The sequence below is a fragment of the Beijerinckia mobilis genome (assembly GCF_000745425.1).
In the GTDB taxonomy this organism is placed as follows: Bacteria; Pseudomonadota; Alphaproteobacteria; order Rhizobiales; family Beijerinckiaceae; genus Beijerinckia; species Beijerinckia mobilis.
Genome location: NZ_JQJH01000001.1, coordinates 14,911 through 34,189, shown reverse-complemented (window position 1 = coordinate 34,189; position 19,279 = coordinate 14,911). Strand labels below are relative to the sequence as shown.

Genomic DNA, 19,279 nt, shown 5'->3' with positions numbered 1-19,279 from the left:
CATGGCACTCTCCGTCTCTCGCCTGCCCCTTGGCGCTTTCGGTCAAACGCGCTTTCAGGTGCCAGTCATCGGTCAAGGGACCTGGGAGATCGATGGCCGTAATGACAGTGCGGCGATTGCGGCGTTGCGCAAGGGGATCGATCTTGGTCTGACCCATATCGATACCGCCGAAATGTATGGCGAAGCGGAGCCGCTTGTCGGCGAAGCCATTGCCGGGCGGCGGGATGAGGTCTTTCTTGTTTCCAAGGTCTTGCCTAGCCATGCCTCGCGTCGAGGCACGATCGCCGCTTGCGATCGATCGCTCGGCAGGCTGCGCACCGATCACCTCGATTGTTATCTCCTCCATTGGCGCGGCGGTGAGCCGCTTACTGAAACCATTGCGGCTTTCGAAACCCTGCATAGGCAGGGCAAGATCCTGTCCTGGGGTGTCAGCAATTTCGATGTGAGTGACCTTGAAGAGGCTTTGCGGATCGCGGGGCCCGGGAAAATCGCCTGCAATCAGGTTCTCTACCATCTCGGAGAACGCGCGATCGAACATCGGTTGGTTCCGTTTTGTGAACGGGAAGGCATAGCCGTTGTCGCCTATTCGCCTTTCGGTCACGGAGAATTTCCGGATTCGCGCAAGGCAAGCGGGCGTGCGCTTGCTGAGATTGCGCAGGCGCATGGCGCGACGGTACACCAGATCGCGCTAAGCTTTCTGACGCACCGTCAAAATGTCTTCACGATCCCCAAAGCCTCGACGATCGCGCATGTCGAGGAAAATGCCGGCGCGGCGGCGCTTTTATTGACCGATGCCGAATGGGCGGTGATCGATCGGGCATTTCCGCGAGGTTCCTGCCCGGATCTTCTGCCAATGCTGTGATTCAGGATTTGGGAAGGAAGATCGGCAGGCCGAAATAATTGTCTTCCTGACCGCCCCAGGCTTTGTTCAACGCCGCACCTTCATACCATTGCGCCGATTCCGCCTCATCGGCGGGACGGTGGGTGACTTTGGCGTCTTCATTTTCCCCGATCAGATATTTTTTCGCATTGCGAATGAAACGATCGAGATCTTTCTTGTCGGTCGGACGCACCACGCAGCGCGGCACATTATCGACCATGATAATGGTTGGCAGCATTTTCGTCTCCCCCAATGAAAGCGACAGCGCAAAGGCGGACGCTCCGGTAAAGGCATTGATCTTCGTCAGCTTTTCCTGAATCCGCATGACGAAGAAGGCGAGCCGTCGGGGGCAACACCATCCCAGGCTCATGATGCCCATCCATGCAATGATCATGCGCAGCTTTTCCTGCGCCTGGAGGATGTTGACTGGAAGATCTGCGCAGAACCACGGAACTGTACGGGAGTCTGATGATTTTGCTGCAGGAATGATCGCTGACAGGCCAGTTGCCGCGCCAATCGTTGTCACGATTGCGGTTCAACTTTTGAGATCAGTCATGCCACATGTGCTTGAGGATAAAGTCACCGAAGTCGTGATCGAGCCGGAACATTTGCGCGGTCTCCTGGGCGTTCCGGAAGGGGCTGAAGCCATTGTGATCTTCGCCCACGGAAGCGGCAGTGGCCGGATGAGCCCGCGCAATAATTATGTGGCTGCGGCGCTCAGAAGAGCCGGGCTTGCGACCTTCCTGCTCGACCTCCTGACTCCTGCCGAGGAACAGGATCGGCGCAATGTTTTCGATATCGCTCTGCTTGCCGCGCGTTTGACGCGCGCCACACAATGGATTGCCGAAAACCCACGGACCGCGGCGCTCCTGCCTGGTTATTTTGGCGCCAGCACCGGGGCCGCGGCGGCACTTAAGGCGGCGGCATCGCCCTCTTCCGCCGTCGCCGCCATCGTCTCGCGCGGCGGGCGTCCCGATCTCGCGCTCGGGGATCTTGCCGATGTTCGCGCGCCGACGCTTCTGCTGGTGGGCAGCCTTGATGGACCGGTCATCGCGATGAATGAGCAGGCGTTGGCCGGTTTGAAGACCGTCAAGCAGCTGGTCATTGTCGAAGGGGCCAGTCATCTCTTCGAGGAACCGGGAACATTGGATGTGGTGGTCCGCCATGCGACGGATTGGTTCCTGACCTATCTCGACCCCGCCCGGCGAAGTCGCGAGCAAAGGTGGTGAGGAGGAGCGGGCAATGTGGGGAAGCGAGGCACTTTTTGTCGATCGGCTTGATGCGGGCCGGAAGCTTGCCGTGCGGCTTGAACAGATTCCATTACGGGAGCCGCTAGTCTTGGCTCTGCCGCGCGGCGGTGTCCCCGTCGCCTTCGAGATTGCCAAGGCGCTTCATGCGCCCCTCGATATCCTGCTTGTTCGCAAAATCGGGGCGCCGGGAAATCCTGAATATGGCATCGGTGCCGTCGTCGACGGCAGTAATCCGCAAATCGTCCTCAATGAAGATGCCATGGCGATCGCCGATCTCTCGCCAGCCTATATCGAAAGAGAAAAACAACGCCAGCTTGAGGAAATCGAACGCCGTCGCGCCTATTATCTCGACGGCAGGCCTCCAATGCCGCTGAAGGGGCGCAGCGTCATCATTGTCGATGACGGGATTGCGACGGGGGGCACAGTGAAGGTGGCCATCAAGGCGGTCAAACAGGCCGGTGCCGCGCAGATCATACTCGCCGTTCCCGTTGCACCGCCATCGGTGCTCGCTTCTCTCCGCGAAGAAGTGGATGAGATCATCTGCCTTGAGGCGCCTGAGCCATTTTACGCTGTCGGTCAGTTTTATGAAATTTTCGGACAGACGACGGATGAAGAAGTCGTGGCTCTTTTGCACGAGGCGCGGCTGTTTCCAGCGGATGCGGGTTCGTGAAATGGCCTCTTTTTTAGCGAGGCCGGTTGCGCAGGCACAAATCACACGTTGGAATGCCTTGCCTTGATCGTGGGATGAAGCTAAAACGATCCGGCTTTAGGAGTGTAGCTCAATTTGGTTAGAGCACCGGTCTCCAAAACCGGGGGTTGGGGGTTCGAGTCCCTCCTCTCCTGCCAAAGCATTCGGCAGTACTAGATATTGCTTTTCCTCACAAAATGTCGGCGCCTTCAAGCGACACCAATCCCTCTGGGATTGGTCCGGTTTTTCGTTCGATCGATTCCGGGCCGCACCGCGAAAAATCAAATCGCGAAGATAAAGGCATTTCCAATCCCCTCAACGTCGCTCCGTTTTGATGCGAATCGGTGATGCTTTTTCATCTGTCGCCTTGTTCGCTGCATGACGGTGCATGTACGGGCGCGAATGCGCTTTCGATTGCGTTGGCTTTTGATTGCCGCCGTCTTTGCTGCCAATGGTTGCCCGTGGTAACGACGCCAATAGAGGGTTCAGGACATCCTGATGAACGGCGGCAACATGGAGCGTTATTCATCGAGCGTTATTTATGAAGTATCGTTCATGAAGCCGACCGTCTGAGCGCGGCCTTTGTTCGGATTGTTGGCCGTATCACTATTGAATTTGATCTGGTTTGTGATAAAGGTGTGGATAACTGCAAAATGTGGTTTCATGTTTTGCAGTGTTGAACGGTACGCATCCTATATATGGTAAACGGAATGTGTCCGAATTACAGAATGCGCCTGGAGCTTTGCTCGGCGCTCTTTTGGCCGAGGGTCATCTCTCCAAATGTCAACATTGAATACAATCCGCGATGAGATCGCGGTGATGGAAGCCCGAGTCGAAAAGCTCAAGAAGATCGAAGCCGTTCTTTCCGAGCTGGAAGACGAGGCTGTACCGGCGAAGATCGGGAAAGCGCAGAAGGCCAAGGCCGCCGCCAAGCCTGCTGCTAAGCCTGTCGTCGCGCCCGTCGTCAAGCGAGGCCGCAAGCCGGCCAAAGTCGTCAGCATCGTCGAACATCGTGGCCGCCCGGTCGATGGTGGCGAGTCCACGCCGACTGTCATTCTCAATCTTCTTTCGACGGAAGGTCCGCTTCCCCGCGCCGAAATCGAATCACGGGTTCGTGAAGGTCGCGAGATCGGTAAGCAGACGGTGAGCGTCGCGCTTCAGCGTTTGCGGCAGGCGGGCAAGATCATGCTCGATGGCAATGAGTGGCGCATCGCGGCGTAAGCATGTCGTGAGAGGCGTGAGAAACTTCGGTCATTGAGTGATCTCGTCGGAATAGACGAGGCGATCGTCTACAATGATGCAAGATTTTGCGCCGCAACAAAACAAATTCGAAAGGCGTCGGGGTAACTCGGCGCCTTTCGCGTTGGAGGGGTGATCAACTTGATCAGAAGAATTCCGGCTTTCCGTCAATAACCGGCCAAATGCCATCAAGACCATGTTCCGTGACATTGATCGTTTCAGGATAGGTTTCGAACGGTCGAGTGCTTATTTCGTGATGAGGAACAAATAGGAGCGTTCCGTTGGGCCTCGATATGCCCGGTGTAACATCGAGATATCTTTTGTCTTTTCTTTTGACGATGACGTGTTTCGCTGCTTGACACGAGTCCTTCGCCCAGCCTTCGATCTCTCCGTCTCCCGGATGGGCTGCGCACCATCTCGCGGCATTGTTCCGGCAACTCGCGGGTAAACCGACAAATCCTTCCAGTTCTTCCTGGGTCGGTTCAGGCAGGCGAAGACAATCCACATCGGAAAATGCCTTGTGGAGAGCTTCCCGCAAGGCATTCATGTCAGATTGTGAAAGTGCCATCTTGCTACCCTGCCTACAGGATGGCTTCGTTGTCGATCTGGTTTTATTGTCAGGCGTGGCCCTGCAACCTACCTACGCCAGACAACGTCTGCACGGCATCACCCGTTGCGCCCGGCGCGCGCCGCTTCGCGTTCTTCCACCCAGGTTGCAACTGTATCAATGAGCCGGATCGCTCCAGGCATACGGCCATAGGCATCGGCCTGTGCTTCCGTCTCCGGCTCGAGCGTCCGCCACCATTCGATCAATTGCCGGATCAGCGCCTTGGCGGTGATCTGTTCTGGTTGGATTCCCGGAAAGCCGTCGAGGCCGAAGGATTGTTGGACGTCTGCAAGGCAGGCGAGAATATAGGCCTTATCGGAGGCGCTGAAGGGCAGGGGGCCCTCCGGCGCACGCTGGACCATGCGGATTTCGCTGAGTTCGGGAATGTAATCTTTCTTCGTCATGCCTTGGTTCACGCAGGCTCGGTCCACAATCATGCCCTGAGTGTTGCGGATATATCCAGCAACGCTCCACTCCAAAAATGCTTTATGATGGGTACGTTATTCCGGTTTGATGGTGCGCGCAAAATTATAGGTCCATTGACGCGCGCGGTCATCATGCGCGGTGTGATCATATGGCTTCATCGCGTTTCCGCGTCGCCAGCCATTCTTCGAGCTGGTCCGCGCCATTGATGAGTTCGGTTGCGCGTTTGCGCATGCGGCGTATCAGCTCGGAGAACAGAGGATCGTTCACTACGGGTTGTTGCTCGCCCGTCTGCCAGGCGGCTAGGCGCTCGGGTGAGAGGCCGGTTTCCTGTGTGAGCTGATGGGGCCAATCCGCACCATAGAGGCGTTCGGCGGCCTCGGCGAGATAAGCGGCGGGCTTGCGCTCGCCTGCTTTGTGGCGCGCTTCGGCATCGGCGAGTTCCTGGGTCGCATCGGCGAGGCGGATGATTTCCGGCAGAACCGCGCGCACGGCTTCCGCGCCGCTGAAAGGCACGAGCCAGCAGCGCCTGTCCGGCCGCCACCTTGCTTTGGGCACCCAGCGCAGAAGCCGGTTCAGCGCCTCGCTATAGCCGGTGGCGATGATGATTCCCTCGTCGCCGACGGAAATCCAGGGCGATGGCGGAAAAGGATTGGCGGTAAGCGCCGCGCGGGCCTTGGCCTCGTTCGCCGGATCATGCGCCTTATCGTTCGGCATGGACTAAAGGATCCTTTCGCGGCTGTTCTGGCGCCGGAGGTGGGCTTTCAGGAAAGATTGCCCGTTGGCAAGCAAACCTCTCGCCGGAATATGGCAATCCATTGCCGATTTCTTGCGGATTCATGCTAAAAGTCGAATCCGCGAGGAATCATGACACAGCAGAAATCCGTTACCGCCGCTTTGCTCGTCATCGGCGATGAAATCCTGTCCGGGCGCACGAAGGATCAGAATATCGGCTTCACGGCTGAATTCCTGACCGGGATCGGTATTGATCTCGCCGAAGTGCGCGTCGTGCCTGATCAAGAGGCCGAAATCATCGCGGCGGTCAACGCCTTGCGTATCCGTTACGATTATCTGTTCACGACGGGCGGCATCGGACCGACGCATGATGATATCACCGCCGATTCGGTGGCGCGGGCGCTTGGCGTGGAAATCATCGAGGATCCGCGCGCGATCGCATTGCTCCTGGAAATCATCAAACCGGAAAATCTCAACGAGGCGCGCCGGCGCATGGCGCGCATACCGCGTGGCGCGGAACTGGTCGACAATCCCATTTCCAAGGCGCCCGGTTTCTGGATCGAGAATGTCATCGTCATGGCCGGCGTGCCATCGATCATGCAGGCGATGCTGAAGTCGATCGTCTCGAAGCTCGTCGCGGGTGTACCCACCGTTGCCGAGACGATCCTGGCCGGTAATGTTGCGGAAGGAACCTATGCCGCCGATCTCGCACGGCTTGCGTCGGACTACCCGCAAGTGTCGATCGGTTCCTATCCGCATGTCGTCGATGGGAAATTTCACAATCAGATCGTCGTGCGCGGCAAGGATGCCGAAGTGCGCGCACGTGTCGTTGCCGAAGTGCGTGATCTGATCACCCGTCTTTCGGCTGGTTGATCGCGGCGTCATGGAGCATCAGCACTTTCAAATCTCCTGGGAACAATTCCACCGTGACGCGCGCAGCCTGTCGCGGCTTTTGATGCGTCAGGGTCCGTTTCAAGGATTGATCGCGGTGACCCGTGGCGGCCTTGTACCGGCGGCCATTGTGGCGCGTGAACTTGATCTGCGCCGCATCGACACATTCTGCGTGACGAGCTATGACACCGGCAACAGCCCTGGAGAAGTCAATATCGTTAAGGAAGTCTCGTCAGAGATCGGTCAAACGCGAGGCGAAGGGATGCTCATCATCGACGATCTCGTCGATACGGGAACCACGCTGCGGGTGATCAGACAGTTTCTGCCAAAAGCCCATGTTGCGACTCTTTACGCAAAGCCGCTCGGCAGGCCATTCGTCGATACTTTCGTGACCGAATTCGAACAGGCGATCTGGGTCGATTTCCCCTGGGATCTCGGCCTCGGTTTTCAGGCCCCTCTCGTAAAGGGGTGAGCCGTTTCGGCCTGTCCCGATGGCCGACAGAGGGAGTAGGCGCTCGGCAAGATTGGCTCGCAAGAATTCACGCTTTTGCGGCTAGAGCATGTTCGGATGTTTCCGAACATGCTCCACTTGGAAAAATTAGAGCATTTTCAGCCATTTTAAATCACGTAGCGATTCAATCCGAGCCGAAAATACTCTAATTGCGGAAATGGCGTTTGACGCGCGGGCGTTTTGTTTTAATCAGAACGGCACCGGAAGAAGATTCATCGACTCGGCTCAACGGGAACGATGATGCGGACGTGGCGAAACCGGTAGACGCAGCAGACTTCATTGGAGTGCCCGCGGGGAAATCCGCGGAGTAGAACCGCCCAAATTCGGGGAAAGCTAACGGCCGAGGCGAGATCGCTTGCACGAGGCCCAGGCCAATCCCGAGCCAAGCCCTGACGAGAGTTAGTCTGTCCTCGGGGAAGGTGTAGAGACTAGACGGGGGGCGCCTAAGGCCGCGGATGGCTAGGGCGAAGGGATAGTCCAGACCACGAACGCCGGCCTATCGATGGCCGGAGCGGCGGCGAAAGCCGAAGTGGTACGAAAATCTGCTTCTTGAAAAAGAGTGCGGGTTCGAGTCCCGCCGTCCGCACCAAGTTCTGCAAGGGATCTGGGGCTCTGGCCCGTTGCTTTCCTGTGGTGCCTTGAATTCAGAAATTGAATTCAGAACTTGCCTTGGGGAATGATTGCCCCGGTCAAGGGTTGACTTGGGAAATGAAGGAATTTTTCAAGAATTTACAGCGACGGATGGGCAAAAGGCCCTATCCGACGCCTGAAAAGTGTGATTAATTATCTCTGTAGACGCGTTCGCGTTTTTCGTGGCGTTCCTGGGCTTCGACCGAGAGTGTTGCAATCGGCCGCGCATCCAGTCTTCTTACCGCAATTGGTTCGCCGGTTTCTTCACAATAGCCATAAGTACCGTCTTCAATGCGCAATAGCGCGGAGTCGATCTTTGAAATCAGCTTACGCTGGCGATCGCGCGCCCTTAATTCAATCGCGCGGTCCGTCTCGGAAGAAGCGCGGTCCGCGAGATCGGGATGGTTCTCATTCTCGTTTTGGAGAACGACCAGCGTTTCACGGCTTTCCTTGAGGATTTCCTCTTTCCAAACAAGGAGCTTGCGCCGAAAATATTCTCGCTGGCGATCATTCATGAATGGTTCTTCATCGGACGGCGTGTAACCGTCGATCGGGTCGGCAGGCACAGAACGGTCTCCCTCAACCAGAAACGCGCCCTTATAACGGTTCGTGCGGAAAGAGACAATCATCGCGTGCGAATACGGTGCCATTTCCCACAGCACCTTCCCGCAAACCTGTCTGAACGGGTTTTTTTGTGACCGGGAAGTGGGTGAAATACACACGGTCAAACGAGCCACGAATCCCATCAAATGTCTGAATCCAGTTGTTTTTCTGGACAATATCCGTTCATTTCATCAGCCAACCGCGCAATTTTGGACTTTTTGACGCAGCAAAATGGCGTTCAACGGATAAGAAATGATCCCGGACATTGAGCAATGCCGGGATCACGTTCGAAGTTTAAACCTGTCGCAGTCGTGCAGGGGTGGAAGTGGAAATCACTCCCCCATCGCCTTTTTCAGATTTTCGTCGATCTTGTCGAGGAAGCCGGTGGTGGAGAGCCAGCTCTGCTGCGAACCGACGAGCAGGGCCAGATCCTTGGTCATATAGCCGGCCTCGACCGTATCGACGCAGACCTTTTCGAGGGTTGAAGCGAATTTCGTCAGTTTTTCATTATCGTCGAGCTTGGCGCGATGGGCCAGGCCGCGCGTCCAGGCGAAGATCGAGGCGATCGAATTGGTCGAGGTTTCGTTGCCCTTCTGATATTCGCGGTAATGGCGGGTAACGGTGCCGTGCGCCGCCTCGGCCTCGACGGTCTTGCCATCGGGAGTCATGAGAACTGAGGTCATGAGGCCCAAGGAACCGAAGCCCTGCGCAACGGAATCCGACTGGACGTCGCCATCATAGTTTTTGCAAGCCCAGACATAGCCGCCAGACCATTTGAGCGAGGAGGCAACCATGTCGTCGATCAGGCGATGCTCGTAGATAATCTTCGCCGCCGTGAATTTATCCTTGAACTCGCTTTCGTAGACCTCTTGGAACAGATCCTTGAAACGGCCGTCATAGGCTTTCAGAATCGTATTCTTCGTTGAAAGATAGACCGGATATTTCCGGAGGAGACCGTAATTCAGGGAGGCGCGGGCAAAATCCCGGATCGAATCGTCGAGATTGTACATGGCGAGCGCGACGCCGGAGCCTGGGTACTGGAAGACCTCCTTCTCGATGACCTGACCGTCATCACCCTCGAATTTGATGGTCAGCCGACCCTTGCCGGGAACCCTGAAATCGGTCGCCTTATACTGATCACCAAAGGCATGGCGGCCGACGATGATCGGCTGTGTCCAGCCGGGGACGAGGCGCGGCACGTTCTTGCAGATGATCGGCTCGCGGAAGATCACGCCGCCGAGAATGTTGCGGATCGTGCCGTTCGGCGATTTCCACATTTCGTGGAGATTGAATTCCTTCACACGGGCTTCATCAGGCGTGATCGTCGCGCATTTCACACCGACGCCATGTTTCTGGATGGCATGGGCGGAATCGATCGTGACCTGATCTTTGGTCTTGTCGCGATTCTCGACGGAGAGATCATAATATTCGAGATTGATGTCGAGATAAGGATGAATCAGCTTGTCGCGAATATAATGCCAGATGATCCGCGTCATCTCATCGCCATCGAGCTCAACGACCGGATTGGCGACCTTGATCTTTTCCATGGAAACCCCTTTGCGGATGGACGTTTGCGGCAATGCTACGGTGTGACTGAATCGGTCTCGTTGCGCGGAGCTGACGAGACAGCGCTTTAGAGATCGCGAAGCGATTCAACCTGGTTTCATTCCGCTCCAGGATGAGCATACGCCGAGCATACGCAAAGACGATATTTCGGATGGGGACATCAGAACGACTTTGGCTCACGCCTATGCATCAGGCCTTAAGGCGGAATGCATCGGCGTGTCGTTAGCAAGGCGGAAGCGGGAGGGCAATCGCCTAATAGACAGGGGCTATGCAGCCATCAAACCGGGATGATGGACAATTTCGACAGGGCGTTCATCCAATTGCGCCGAGGGCGCATCCGCGCGGCGGGGCCCTCCTTGCAGCGGGCAGATCGTCGAGATCGGTCGAGGGGCTGAATTGGGGAAGACTCGATCTCGGCCCTATTCGGGTTTCGGTTGGGTCTCTTGCAAGGAGGCGGCAAAAGCCGGATCGACAGTTTTGATCATTGCGAAGAGCCGGGTCTTCCTTTCCGGAGGTGCGGCCCCATAAAGCGTCTGAATATAGGGCGTGAATTGCGGCTCCTGGGTCAGAAGATGGCGCAGATCGGACTGGATGAACAATTGCAAATCCGTATCGTCCAGCGTGCTGGCCTTGAAGGCGGCGGCGAGACGCAGGGGAATGATCCGAAAATCCACCGGAGCCGTATAATAAGACATTTGAAGTGCGGAAGCCGCGTTGTGATCGAGACTGTGGTCACGAATGAGGGCCAGGAGCAGCCATTGCGCGCCATTGATCGGCGCCAGTCTCAAGGCATGAGTTGCCAGGTCGCGCGCGGTTTGCAGCTTTTCTGTTTGGTCGGCATCTGTCTTCGACGGCGTCGCGAACCAAACCGCGTTGGCTGTCGCAAAACTCGCCTGCGACCAGAGATCGCCACGGATCATTCCTAAAATCGCTGCGAGCCGGTTGCGGGAGGCATAGGCTTGCGCGGCTTCCGCCTCCGGCTGTGAGAGCGGGAGACCGATGGTTTGTGCCGTCAGCAGGCCGGGAACCAAAATCCACAATCCGCAAAGAGCGATCAAAACAGCAAATGCGAACAATGATTTGCGCATGAGCGAAGAGGTAGAGGCCGCCATGCCGCCTGCATTGTCGTCGAATCCGGATGCGTCGGGCAGTCTTTGGGAAAACTTGCGCCGTCTCATGACGAGGGACTTTGAGGCTATGTTCATATGGCCCATCCTTCAGGGGATTTTGCCATTATAGCATGGCTTTTTGCCCACGATTTGTCGCGGTGAAGGATATCCATCGTTCGGTGCAGCGGGAGGATCCGCGCAACCGGCGGTTCACGCTGGGGCCTTTGACCATGCCGCCACAATGGCCAAAGGTTTCCATCCATCAATTTTGCGCCGTTGCCGGACTTCTGAGATGCGCGATGCCTTTCTTCTGAGCGAAGAGCCAATCAGAAGCGTGCATCAATATCGACGATATCGATGAGCTTGTGATTGACGAATTCCTTGAGGCCGAGACCGATCAGTTCACGCCCATAGCCCGAGCGGCGGATACCACCAAAAGGAAGGTCGGCTTCCACCTTGGTCGGATGGTTCACGAAGACCATGCCCGTCGAAATACGTTTGGCGACTTCGGCGCCGTGAGCCGGATTGGCGGTGAAGACCGAGCCGCCGAGGCCGAAAGGCGAATCATTCGCGATGCGTACGGCATCATCTTCATTCGCCGCGCGAAACAGCATCGAGACAGGACCGAAGAATTCCCAATAACGGGCCGGATTGTCTTCGCCGATGTCGGTCAGGATCGTCGGTTGCACGAAAGCACCTTGGTTGGGGACGGGCGGCCCGACCTCTTCCGCCTTGGCTCCGAGCTTGACCGCCTCGCGGATCTTGTCTTTCACCTCGTCGGCCGCGCCTTTGGATGACAATGGCGCCAGTGTGGTTTTGGGATCAAACGGGTCGCCCGCCACGAGGCTTGCGACACCGGCTCGATAGCGTGTGAGAAATGCATCATAGATGGGATCGACGATGATCATGCGCTTGGAGGAAACGCAGACCTGCCCGCCGTTCCAGTGCCGACCCACCACTGCCCATTTGGCGGTTTTCTCCAGATCGGCATCTTCCAGAACGATGAAGGCATCGGCACCTCCGAGCTCCATGGTGGATTTCTTGAGCGCCTTGCCGGCCTGCGCGGCAATAAGGGCGCCGGCGCCTTCTGATCCCGTCAAAGCCACGCCGTGAACGCGCGGATCATTAATGATCATCTCGATCTGGGACCGCGTCGCGTAGAGGTTCTTGAAGGCTCCTTCCGGCAATCCCGCTTCCGTCATCAAGGTCTCGAAGATGGCGGCGCTCTGCGGAACGTTCGAGGCATGTTTGAGAACCAGAACATTGCCGGCGGAGAGCTGCGGCGCGAGGATGCGGGCGATCTGATAATAAGGGAAGTTCCAGGGCTCGATCGCGAGGATAATGCCGAGGGGCTCATGAACGACAACGGCGTCACCTTCGGCGGGATCAAGGACAGGCAACGCCTCCGGCTGTAACAGCGTTTCCGCATTGCGCACGTAATATTCGAAGATTTTCGCCGAGAGTTCGACTTCCGCCCGTGCCTCCGCGAAGAGCTTGCCCATTTCGAGCGTGAGCAGCCTGGCATAGCCATCGGCATTGGCGCGCAACAGGTCAGCCGCCTTCTGCAGGATACGGCCGCGTTCGGCGAAACCTTTTTTCTTCCAATGCAGGAAGGCTGCCTGGGCCTTGTCGAGCGCGATCAGAACATCCGCGTCCGTAGCGTCGGGAAAGGTGGCGACGGTTTCGCCCGTATAAGGATTAATGGTCTGATAGGCCATTGTCATTCTCCATCTCGAAAGAGCGGCGCGCCGTGGAAGCCGTCCAAAGTTCTGTAGGCAATCAAGTCCGTTCTCAACGGCAAGGTGCGGAAAAAAGAAGCCTGTATCCTCAAAAGGATACGGTTTTTGAAAGGGCTGGATGCAAGGACCGGTCGAGCCGATCGTGATTTGCGCTTCGGGTCTGATCAGATGTCGCTAGCGGCGGTAAAGGCGTCCAGAGTGCGTGTGGAATAAACGAGAGCGGCTCCCGCATTCAGTGCTATAGCCAGGCCGAGCGCTTCCGCGACCTCCTCGCGGGACGCGTCGAGTTTTCGTGCCTGTTCGCTGTGCACACTGATACAGCCGTATGAATGCAGAAAATTCTTTCTCAAAAGCAGGGTCTGCTTTCCCGTTCGATACCGCAAACAGACATCTTCTTGTTTGTTTGGCTTTGAATTTACGGATGGCATTGAGACCAGGTATGCGTCCGCCGTTCATGCCGGAATCGGATTGGCCATGAGGCTGGCGTTGAAGTCGTTGACGAATTTGTGCTCGCCATTGCCGGGATTGTCGCGCAGGGGGCGGATGGTCTCGACGATCACTTCTTCCGCTTCGGTCGCAAGGCCCTTCATGGTCTCGGTGATGAAGAGGTCGAGCGGTATGGCGCGTGGATCACAGCTCTTCTTGACGAGGTCGGTATCGACCCAGGGAGGCGCGATCTCCTGCACGCGCACATTGGTATCGCGCAGCATGAAATGTTGCGACAGTGCATAGGAGTGCAATGCCGCTTTGCTCGCTGAATAGACCGCCGCCGTCGCCAGCGGCACATAGGCGAGAACCGAGGTACTGTAGATGACAACGGCTTGCTGTTCATCTGCATGGGGCGTCAATCCCTGGTTGGTGGCCGCCGCCATGATGCGAGGCCGGTTTTCAGCGGCCCGACATTGACGCTGAAAGGTCATGGCTCAAATGACATTAAGCCAGCGATTCAGGACGCAAGCCAGTGCAAGCAGGGTAGGGGCGATTTTCACGGCGGAGACTGCAACTTCCTCGATGGAAGGTGCGGCTGACATCAGAAGAAAATGCATGCTTTCTCATTCAACCACGGCGTCTCCGGATTCGTCCTCCTCCTGGACCGCGCGCAGATTGCGGCGCAGACTTTGTGGCGGTTGGCCATAAAAGCGAAGAAAAGCACGGCGCATGCGGTCGCGGTCGGCAAAGCCTGTGTCGCGGGCGATGACATCCAGGGCATGCCGCCCATCTTCCAGCATCGCCTTTGCCGCCTCCAACCGGAGACGCTCGACTGCCTTGGCGGGAGATTGTCCCGTTTCTTCGGCAAAGACGCGGCTGAACTGGCGCGGGCTGAGGCTCGCCGCCTCCGCCAATTCCTCCACGGTCAGCGGATTGCGCAGATGCTCCTTGGCATAAAGGAGAGCGCGGCGGACACGATCCGAGCGCGGCTCCAGTTCGAGCAGGGCGGAAAATTGCGACTGGCCACCCGGACGGCGGTGATAGACGACCAGATTACGGGCAACCGCGCGCGACAAGGCGGTGCCGTGATCCTCCTCGATCAGGGCCAGTGTCAGATCGATCGCCGCACTCATTCCGGCCGATGTCCAGATGTTGCCGTCGCGCGTAAAGATCCGGTCCGCGTCCACCTTGATCAGCGGAAATCGCTTCTGCAATAGATGGGCATGTGCCCAATGGGTGGTCGCGACGCGCCCGTCGAGCAACCCCGCCTCGGCGACCGCGAAAGCGCCGGTGCAGACTCCGGCGACACGCCGGGATTCCCGGCCTGCCCGGGCGATATAGTCGCGCAAATCCGGCTTCGGCGGGCGCGGGATCAGTTCTCCGACCACGATCAGCGTATCCGGGAAATCGCCAAGTGGCTGCGTCTCGATCCGGATACCGAGCGACGAGCAGATCGTGCCTCCGCGTTCGGACATGACGCTCAATCGATAGGCCTCATGGCCGAGATCGAAATTGACCAGTTCGAAGGCGGTGAGGGCGGCAAGGCCCATCACCTGGAATTCGTCTTCCAGAATAAAGCTGATGTGACGCATGTCTGGAGCCTCGAAGCCTGTCATTTTTTGCCGTTTATATGTCATTTCAGACATGGTGGTCGAGGGCTAGCTTTCTGCGTGTCGGGACCAGCGTCCCCATCACGCTTCAAACAGGACATGACAATGACTGCCGCCAAAGGAACCGTTCTCGTTACCGGCGCTTCGTCCGGTATCGGTGCCGTCTATGCCGATCGCTTCGCCAGCCGCGGCCATGACCTCATTCTCGTGGCACGGACCAAGGAGCGTCTCGATACCGTCGCTGCGAAGCTTATAGACCTCCATGGCGTTAAAGTCCGCGTCGTCGTCGCCGATCTTGCCAGAAACTCCGGCCTGGCCGAAGTCGAAGCCATCCTGAAATCGGATGAGACCATCAGCCATCTCGTCAATAATGCGGGGTTCGGCAGTGCGTCGCCTCTCGCTGCATCCCCGGTCGATGAGATGGAGAAAATGGTGGCGATCAACGTCACCGCGCCCATGCGGCTCACCTATGCCGCGGTCCCCCGATTTATCGCCCGTGGCAGCGGCACGATCATCAACATTTCTTCCATCGTCGCCATCGGTCCGGAAATCCTGAACGGTGTTTATGGCGGGACCAAATCCTTCATCCTCGCTTTCAGCCAGTCGCTGCGCAAGGAACTCGCCGGCATGGGCGTCACCGTGCAGGTCGTTCTGCCTGGCGCCACCGGGACTGAGTTCTGGGACGTCGTCGGCATGCCCGCAAGCAATCTGCCGAGCGAATGGGTCATGTCAGCCGCCGATCTCGTCGACTCGGCTCTTCTTGGCCTCGATCGGGGCGAATTCGTCACCATTCCCTCTCTGCTGAACGGTGCGGAATGGGACACATTCGAGGCGGCGCGCCAGACCATGCTACCGCATCTTTCCAGTGCCGTCCCGGCCGATCGGTATCGCGGCGCCAAGGTAGCCTGAACGTATCGGATTCGCAGTCTGCCGCTCGCCAAGGCAGGACTTGGAGCATGAGCAGGGGACCTGTTTACGCTGCTGCCGATGTTCGGAGGTCTGATACCAGGTCTCAATGAGCATGACTCATAGAGACTTGGTATGACATGCTCGTTGCTGCGTTGTAATTGTTCGGATGAGTAAATTCGCCTTCAACAAATCGCATGGGAAAACCACGGCAAGACGAGCAGTTGCCTCTTACAGGGCCCACACGTCTCTGACAGGCAGTGGATCCCATTTCACGGCGGCTTTTACCTGTGTGTCTGGATCACGATGTAGGGTGTGACCCATAGTGCTTTCTGTACTTGCTCGATATCACCAGGCGGTTTCATGTATCTGCAAGAATAAGCGGATTAAGCCCAAATCCGGCCAGTGTGGACCATTTTGGTCTGATACTCATGATATATATATTTTTATATAGACTCGGGGGAGACAAACCTATATTAATTCCAGTTAATGGTTAGGGCGCTTTTTGTCGCTCGTCACTGAAAAGGCTTGATAATCTCGTACCACTTATGAGTCCTTCTGAGTCATATTCCCTCTCCTCCCCAGGCGCATGCTTGTCCGCTCTCTGTAAAACCTGTGGTTTTACAGTAATCTGATTGTATTAATCGTCAGGCTGGAAAGCTTGAGGCGTCTAATCTCCGAATTAAATCAATTCCGGTGCTTTATTGATCTGAAAACCAAATCGTTTTGTCTGGGATGTAAGATTTGCGTGCAGGTCTGATGCTTTCGATGAATCGCGATGGCCTTTCATTGAAAATGTGAAGTATTGGGGTGCTCTCGTGGCGGCGATCGTTCCTTCATGATTGTCGTGTTTCTTCGTAGGTTTGGCTTCCGCGGGTGTGCTCAGGGAGATTGCGTCCGCGTTGCGTCTTCGTTCATGGAGATGAGGGATAGCTCTGAGGGTTTTGGACTTTCGTTTACGTCCAAGACATTGCGGAGATGTGCGTGAGCGAATCTGTCAGACGGTATGCGAGAGGGGGACGTTGAAAGTGAACCTCAGCTGTGTTCTTCAGATTGTTATGCTGTGAGTTTTGGTCCCGAGACAATCGGCGTCTTCTGGGATGTTTTAGAAGCGTAGGTTTTTATTCTACTCTTTTCTTTTGGGTTCAAGTCTAAAAAGCCTAAGCGGTGTGATCTTTCCCCTTTCTCTGAGATCGCGAGATGACTGAAAAACCATGTGCGAATTTGCCGGCAGCATCATTTCGCCTCAATAATGCAAATCCCGCTCGGATCTTTCAAAAGGCGGCCGTGTCCCCCATCCAAATACGGCGCGGTTACAAGCACCATGCGAAGGGTGTTGAGTATGCCCGTGAAAATCGATGGAGACAATCGCTCCACGAATTTGAAGAAGCCGCACGCCGGGCGCCAAATGAACCCAATTTCCATTATGCGCATGGAGTCGCATTATGTCATTTTGGTCGCTTTGGTGATGCCATAAAGGCATTTGAACGTGAACTTGCGATCGTACCGGGTCATGGGTCGGCGCTCGCTGAGATGGGGGCCTGTTTTGCGCGCACCGGGCACAACCGGGAAGCTATTTCCTATTTACAGCGCGGCCTGGAATTGATGCCTCATTTGCCGCAGGCGCAATTCAATCTTGGACTGGCTTTATTAACAGAAAATCGACGTAAAGAGGCAATCAATGCCTGCGATTGTGCAATCCAGATCGATGTAAATTATGCGGATGCCTATCGCCTGCGCGGCTTGGCCCACGCAATGAATGGAGATGACGAGAAGTCATTTCAAGACTTGCGTGTTGCGGCACTCCTTGACAAGAAAAATTTCGATATTCTCGTTACTCTTGGCACACGAAATAATGAGAAGTCGAATCTGCCCCAAGCCAGTCGGCTTCTCGAGGTGGCAGCCAAAATCGCTCCCAAGATGGCTCTGGCGCAATATGCCTATGGTCATTTTCTCATTAGCCACCGTATGCATGAGCTTGGTTTGAGCTTCGTCGACCGCGCAATAGAATTAGACCCGCTACAATGGGCGCCATATCTTGCGCGTGCTTTAGGCTTTCTTGGACAAGGCCGTATCCAGGATGCGATGAGCTGTTATCAGCGGGCAAGCGCACTGGCGCCTGATAATATTGAAGTCGCCGGGGCGCCTCTCTTCACTTTGCAACACAAGCCCGGAGTGACAAGGGCCGAGTTGCTGCAAGCGCATAAGAAATGGGGAAAGCTTGCCCAGCCTCACCCACCAAAAGACCGGATGTCATTTACAAATCATCCTGACCCACAGAGGAAACCGCGAATTGGCTTGGTATCGGCTGATATGCACCGTCATGCCGTCGCCTTTTTGACGTTGCGGGCCTTTGAGCAACTCGCGGCGCAGGGTTATGAGATTTTTTGCTATAAGACCGATCCAAAGCGCCGCGACGACGATTTTAGCGATCGTTACAAAGCATCCGCGAAATCCTGGCGCGATATATCCGACCTGAGGGATACTGAGCTTGTGGAGCTCCTTGCCGAACAGGAGATTGACATATTGTTCGATCTTGCCGGCCACACGAGCGGAAACCGTCTGTCCCTGTTCGCGCTGCGCGCGGCTCCAATCCAGCTAACATGGGCCGGTTATGTTGGCACGGTTGGATTGGACACTTTCGACGGGATCATTGCGGATCCGGTCGAAATTCCGCCGAGCCATGATGATCATTATCTCGAGCCGGTCATTCGTCTGCCAGACTGTTACGTCTGCTATCACCCCCCAACCCAAGACGTCGATGTGGGGCCGCTTCCTTACGATAAGACCGGCATCTTTACATTCAGTTGTTTCAATCGCCCGGCAAAGCTCAATTCTGAAGTCGGGAAAGCCTGGTCCAGGATCCTGGAACGCGTGCCGAATGCACGTATTCTCATGGTCTATGGCGGTTTAGGCGAGGCAAGCACACAGGAAGCCATCTATAACATTCTGGAAAGTGGCGGGCTCTCTCGCGATCGGGTGGAACTCATTGGTGAAACCAACCAGTTGAAACTGCTTGAAGCCTATGCCGAAAGAGTTGATCTGGCGCTTGACCCGTTCCCCTATTCAGGAGGGGTTACAACACTCGAAGCGATGTGGATGGGCGTTCCGACAATCACATTTGCCGGCGACACTTTTGCTGGACGACATTCCGCATCGCATCTCACGGCGGCGGGCCTTGCGGATTTCTGTACCAATTCCGTGGAAGCCTACATTGATCTCGCGGTGGACTGGGCTCAACGGCCAAAGGAACTCGCTGCTTTGCGAGCAAGCTTGCGCGATAAAGTCGCTGCTTCTCCGTTAAATAATCCGGTTCTCTTCGGCCATAATCTCGATGCGGCCTTAACACGGCTATGGAAAGAATGGTGCGATATGCGTGCTATAAATGAGGGTTGAGCCCGAATTTATAGCAAATTGATCGCAAAATAAATACGGCAAGAATGTATTTATAATACGTCGAAAA

The 19,279-nt window shown here is 56.2% G+C and carries 19 protein-coding genes, 1 tRNA gene and 1 pseudogene; 9 read left to right on the top strand and 12 right to left on the bottom strand.

Translation table 11 applies throughout. The annotated features are described in order from the left end of the window. Position 1 precedes the first annotated feature (1 nt). Entirely contained in the window at positions 2-862 is an 861-nt protein-coding gene (locus tag DL88_RS00145) for an aldo/keto reductase (protein WP_051955407.1), read from the top strand. Between the two features lies 1 nt (position 863). On the opposite strand, the gene DL88_RS00140 is transcribed toward DL88_RS00145, so the two are convergent. Next, positions 864-1,118, bottom strand: a complete 255-nt coding sequence (locus DL88_RS00140; protein ID WP_034991074.1) for a hypothetical protein — start codon at positions 1,116-1,118, stop codon at positions 864-866. 316 nt (positions 1,119-1,434) lie between these two features. Between DL88_RS00140 and DL88_RS00135 the strand changes: the two genes are divergently transcribed. The 4 genes from DL88_RS00135 to DL88_RS00120 all read left to right on the top strand — a co-directional run bounded on the left by DL88_RS00135 (position 1,435) and on the right by DL88_RS00120 (position 4,039). Continuing rightward, positions 1,435-2,109 (top strand): dienelactone hydrolase family protein, encoded by a 675-nt coding sequence (locus DL88_RS00135; protein ID WP_034991073.1) that lies wholly within the window; start codon positions 1,435-1,437, stop codon positions 2,107-2,109. Positions 2,110-2,122: 13 nt separating this feature from the next. Further along, entirely contained in the window at positions 2,123-2,800 is a 678-nt protein-coding gene (locus DL88_RS00130) for a phosphoribosyltransferase (protein ID WP_034990572.1), read from the top strand. Between the two features lie 98 nt (positions 2,801-2,898). Further along, a tRNA-Trp gene (locus DL88_RS00125) sits at positions 2,899-2,976 on the top strand. Positions 2,977-3,598: 622 nt separating this feature from the next. Beyond that, positions 3,599-4,039, top strand: a complete 441-nt coding sequence (locus DL88_RS00120) for a hypothetical protein (protein WP_034990570.1) — start codon at positions 3,599-3,601, stop codon at positions 4,037-4,039. A 163-nt stretch (positions 4,040-4,202) separates the two neighbouring features. Here the strand turns inward: DL88_RS00120 and DL88_RS00115 are convergent, their stop codons facing one another. The 3 genes from DL88_RS00115 to DL88_RS00105 form a co-directional block, all read right to left on the bottom strand. After that, positions 4,203-4,625 (bottom strand): hypothetical protein, encoded by a 423-nt coding sequence (locus tag DL88_RS00115; protein ID WP_156970858.1) that lies wholly within the window; start codon positions 4,623-4,625, stop codon positions 4,203-4,205. 98 nt (positions 4,626-4,723) lie between these two features. Next, positions 4,724-5,068, bottom strand: coding sequence for a hypothetical protein (locus DL88_RS00110; protein WP_034991072.1), 345 nt, complete (start codon positions 5,066-5,068; stop codon positions 4,724-4,726). A gap of 166 nt (positions 5,069-5,234) precedes the next feature. After that, the gene (locus tag DL88_RS00105) at positions 5,235-5,804 is read right to left on the bottom strand and encodes a hypothetical protein (RefSeq protein ID WP_051955406.1); all 570 of its coding nucleotides are present in this window, start codon (positions 5,802-5,804) and stop codon (positions 5,235-5,237) included. A 150-nt stretch (positions 5,805-5,954) separates the two neighbouring features. Between DL88_RS00105 and DL88_RS00100 the strand changes: the two genes are divergently transcribed. Continuing rightward, on the top strand, positions 5,955-6,695 hold the full coding sequence (locus DL88_RS00100; RefSeq protein WP_034990567.1) for a competence/damage-inducible protein A: 741 nt from the start codon (positions 5,955-5,957) through the stop codon (positions 6,693-6,695). A 10-nt stretch (positions 6,696-6,705) separates the two neighbouring features. Beyond that, entirely contained in the window at positions 6,706-7,185 is a 480-nt protein-coding gene (gene gpt / locus DL88_RS00095; RefSeq protein WP_034990566.1) for a xanthine phosphoribosyltransferase, read from the top strand. Between the two features lie 818 nt (positions 7,186-8,003). Here the strand turns inward: gpt and dksA are convergent. The 8 genes and pseudogenes from dksA to DL88_RS00055 all read right to left on the bottom strand — a co-directional run bounded on the left by dksA (position 8,004) and on the right by DL88_RS00055 (position 14,892). Further along, positions 8,004-8,369, bottom strand: coding sequence for an RNA polymerase-binding protein DksA (gene dksA / locus DL88_RS00090; protein WP_051955477.1), 366 nt, complete (start codon positions 8,367-8,369; stop codon positions 8,004-8,006). Positions 8,370-8,789: 420 nt separating this feature from the next. Beyond that, the gene (locus tag DL88_RS00085; RefSeq protein ID WP_034990564.1) at positions 8,790-10,004 is read right to left on the bottom strand and encodes an NADP-dependent isocitrate dehydrogenase; all 1,215 of its coding nucleotides are present in this window, start codon (positions 10,002-10,004) and stop codon (positions 8,790-8,792) included. A 438-nt stretch (positions 10,005-10,442) separates the two neighbouring features. Further along, positions 10,443-11,228 carry a hypothetical protein gene (locus DL88_RS00080; RefSeq protein WP_034990562.1) on the bottom strand — a complete coding sequence of 262 codons (786 nt, stop codon included), beginning with the start codon at positions 11,226-11,228 and terminating at the stop codon, positions 10,443-10,445. Between the two features lie 230 nt (positions 11,229-11,458). Further along, positions 11,459-12,850, bottom strand: a complete 1,392-nt coding sequence (locus tag DL88_RS00070) for an NAD-dependent succinate-semialdehyde dehydrogenase (RefSeq protein ID WP_034990558.1) — start codon at positions 12,848-12,850, stop codon at positions 11,459-11,461. Positions 12,851-13,035: 185 nt separating this feature from the next. Further along, a pseudogene (locus tag DL88_RS00065) lies at positions 13,036-13,194 on the bottom strand (carboxymuconolactone decarboxylase family protein); the annotation flags it as partial. A 129-nt stretch (positions 13,195-13,323) separates the two neighbouring features. Beyond that, the gene (locus DL88_RS00060; protein ID WP_245270557.1) at positions 13,324-13,791 is read right to left on the bottom strand and encodes an SDR family NAD(P)-dependent oxidoreductase; all 468 of its coding nucleotides are present in this window, start codon (positions 13,789-13,791) and stop codon (positions 13,324-13,326) included. Between the two features lie 3 nt (positions 13,792-13,794). Next, on the bottom strand, positions 13,795-13,917 hold the full coding sequence (locus DL88_RS20915; RefSeq protein WP_280949190.1) for a hypothetical protein: 123 nt from the start codon (positions 13,915-13,917) through the stop codon (positions 13,795-13,797). 6 nt (positions 13,918-13,923) lie between these two features. Next, positions 13,924-14,892, bottom strand: coding sequence for a GlxA family transcriptional regulator (locus DL88_RS00055; protein ID WP_034991061.1), 969 nt, complete (start codon positions 14,890-14,892; stop codon positions 13,924-13,926). 123 nt (positions 14,893-15,015) lie between these two features. Here DL88_RS00055 and DL88_RS00050 point away from each other — a divergent pair, with 123 nt between their 5' ends. After that, positions 15,016-15,819: an SDR family NAD(P)-dependent oxidoreductase gene (locus DL88_RS00050; RefSeq protein ID WP_034991059.1), complete on the top strand. Its 804-nt coding sequence runs from the start codon at positions 15,016-15,018 to the stop codon at positions 15,817-15,819. Between the two features lie 1,197 nt (positions 15,820-17,016). Continuing rightward, positions 17,017-19,212: an O-linked N-acetylglucosamine transferase, SPINDLY family protein gene (locus DL88_RS00045; RefSeq protein WP_084704684.1), complete on the top strand. Its 2,196-nt coding sequence runs from the start codon at positions 17,017-17,019 to the stop codon at positions 19,210-19,212. The last annotated feature ends 67 nt before the right edge of the window (positions 19,213-19,279 follow it).

Coding starts and splice junctions, on each gene's coding strand:
- DL88_RS00045 (WP_084704684.1), top strand. CDS start 17,017: ATGACTGAAAAACCATGTGCGAATTTGCCGGCAGCATCATTTCGCCTC.
- DL88_RS00060 (WP_245270557.1), bottom strand. CDS start 13,791: ATGACCTTTCAGCGTCAATGTCGGGCCGCTGAAAACCGGCCTCGCATC.
- DL88_RS20915 (WP_280949190.1), bottom strand. CDS start 13,917: ATGCATTTTCTTCTGATGTCAGCCGCACCTTCCATCGAGGAAGTTGCA.
- DL88_RS00145 (WP_051955407.1), top strand. CDS start 2: ATGGCACTCTCCGTCTCTCGCCTGCCCCTTGGCGCTTTCGGTCAAACG.
- DL88_RS00120 (WP_034990570.1), top strand. CDS start 3,599: ATGTCAACATTGAATACAATCCGCGATGAGATCGCGGTGATGGAAGCC.
- DL88_RS00085 (WP_034990564.1), bottom strand. CDS start 10,004: ATGGAAAAGATCAAGGTCGCCAATCCGGTCGTTGAGCTCGATGGCGAT.
- DL88_RS00115 (WP_156970858.1), bottom strand. CDS start 4,625: ATGGCACTTTCACAATCTGACATGAATGCCTTGCGGGAAGCTCTCCAC.
- DL88_RS00050 (WP_034991059.1), top strand. CDS start 15,016: ATGACTGCCGCCAAAGGAACCGTTCTCGTTACCGGCGCTTCGTCCGGT.
- DL88_RS00105 (WP_051955406.1), bottom strand. CDS start 5,804: ATGCCGAACGATAAGGCGCATGATCCGGCGAACGAGGCCAAGGCCCGC.
- DL88_RS00135 (WP_034991073.1), top strand. CDS start 1,435: ATGCCACATGTGCTTGAGGATAAAGTCACCGAAGTCGTGATCGAGCCG.
- DL88_RS00140 (WP_034991074.1), bottom strand. CDS start 1,118: ATGCTGCCAACCATTATCATGGTCGATAATGTGCCGCGCTGCGTGGTG.
- dksA (WP_051955477.1), bottom strand. CDS start 8,369: ATGAATGATCGCCAGCGAGAATATTTTCGGCGCAAGCTCCTTGTTTGG.
- DL88_RS00080 (WP_034990562.1), bottom strand. CDS start 11,228: ATGAACATAGCCTCAAAGTCCCTCGTCATGAGACGGCGCAAGTTTTCC.
- gpt (WP_034990566.1), top strand. CDS start 6,706: ATGGAGCATCAGCACTTTCAAATCTCCTGGGAACAATTCCACCGTGAC.
- DL88_RS00110 (WP_034991072.1), bottom strand. CDS start 5,068: ATGACGAAGAAAGATTACATTCCCGAACTCAGCGAAATCCGCATGGTC.
- DL88_RS00130 (WP_034990572.1), top strand. CDS start 2,123: ATGTGGGGAAGCGAGGCACTTTTTGTCGATCGGCTTGATGCGGGCCGG.
- DL88_RS00070 (WP_034990558.1), bottom strand. CDS start 12,850: ATGGCCTATCAGACCATTAATCCTTATACGGGCGAAACCGTCGCCACC.
- DL88_RS00100 (WP_034990567.1), top strand. CDS start 5,955: ATGACACAGCAGAAATCCGTTACCGCCGCTTTGCTCGTCATCGGCGAT.
- DL88_RS00055 (WP_034991061.1), bottom strand. CDS start 14,892: ATGCGTCACATCAGCTTTATTCTGGAAGACGAATTCCAGGTGATGGGC.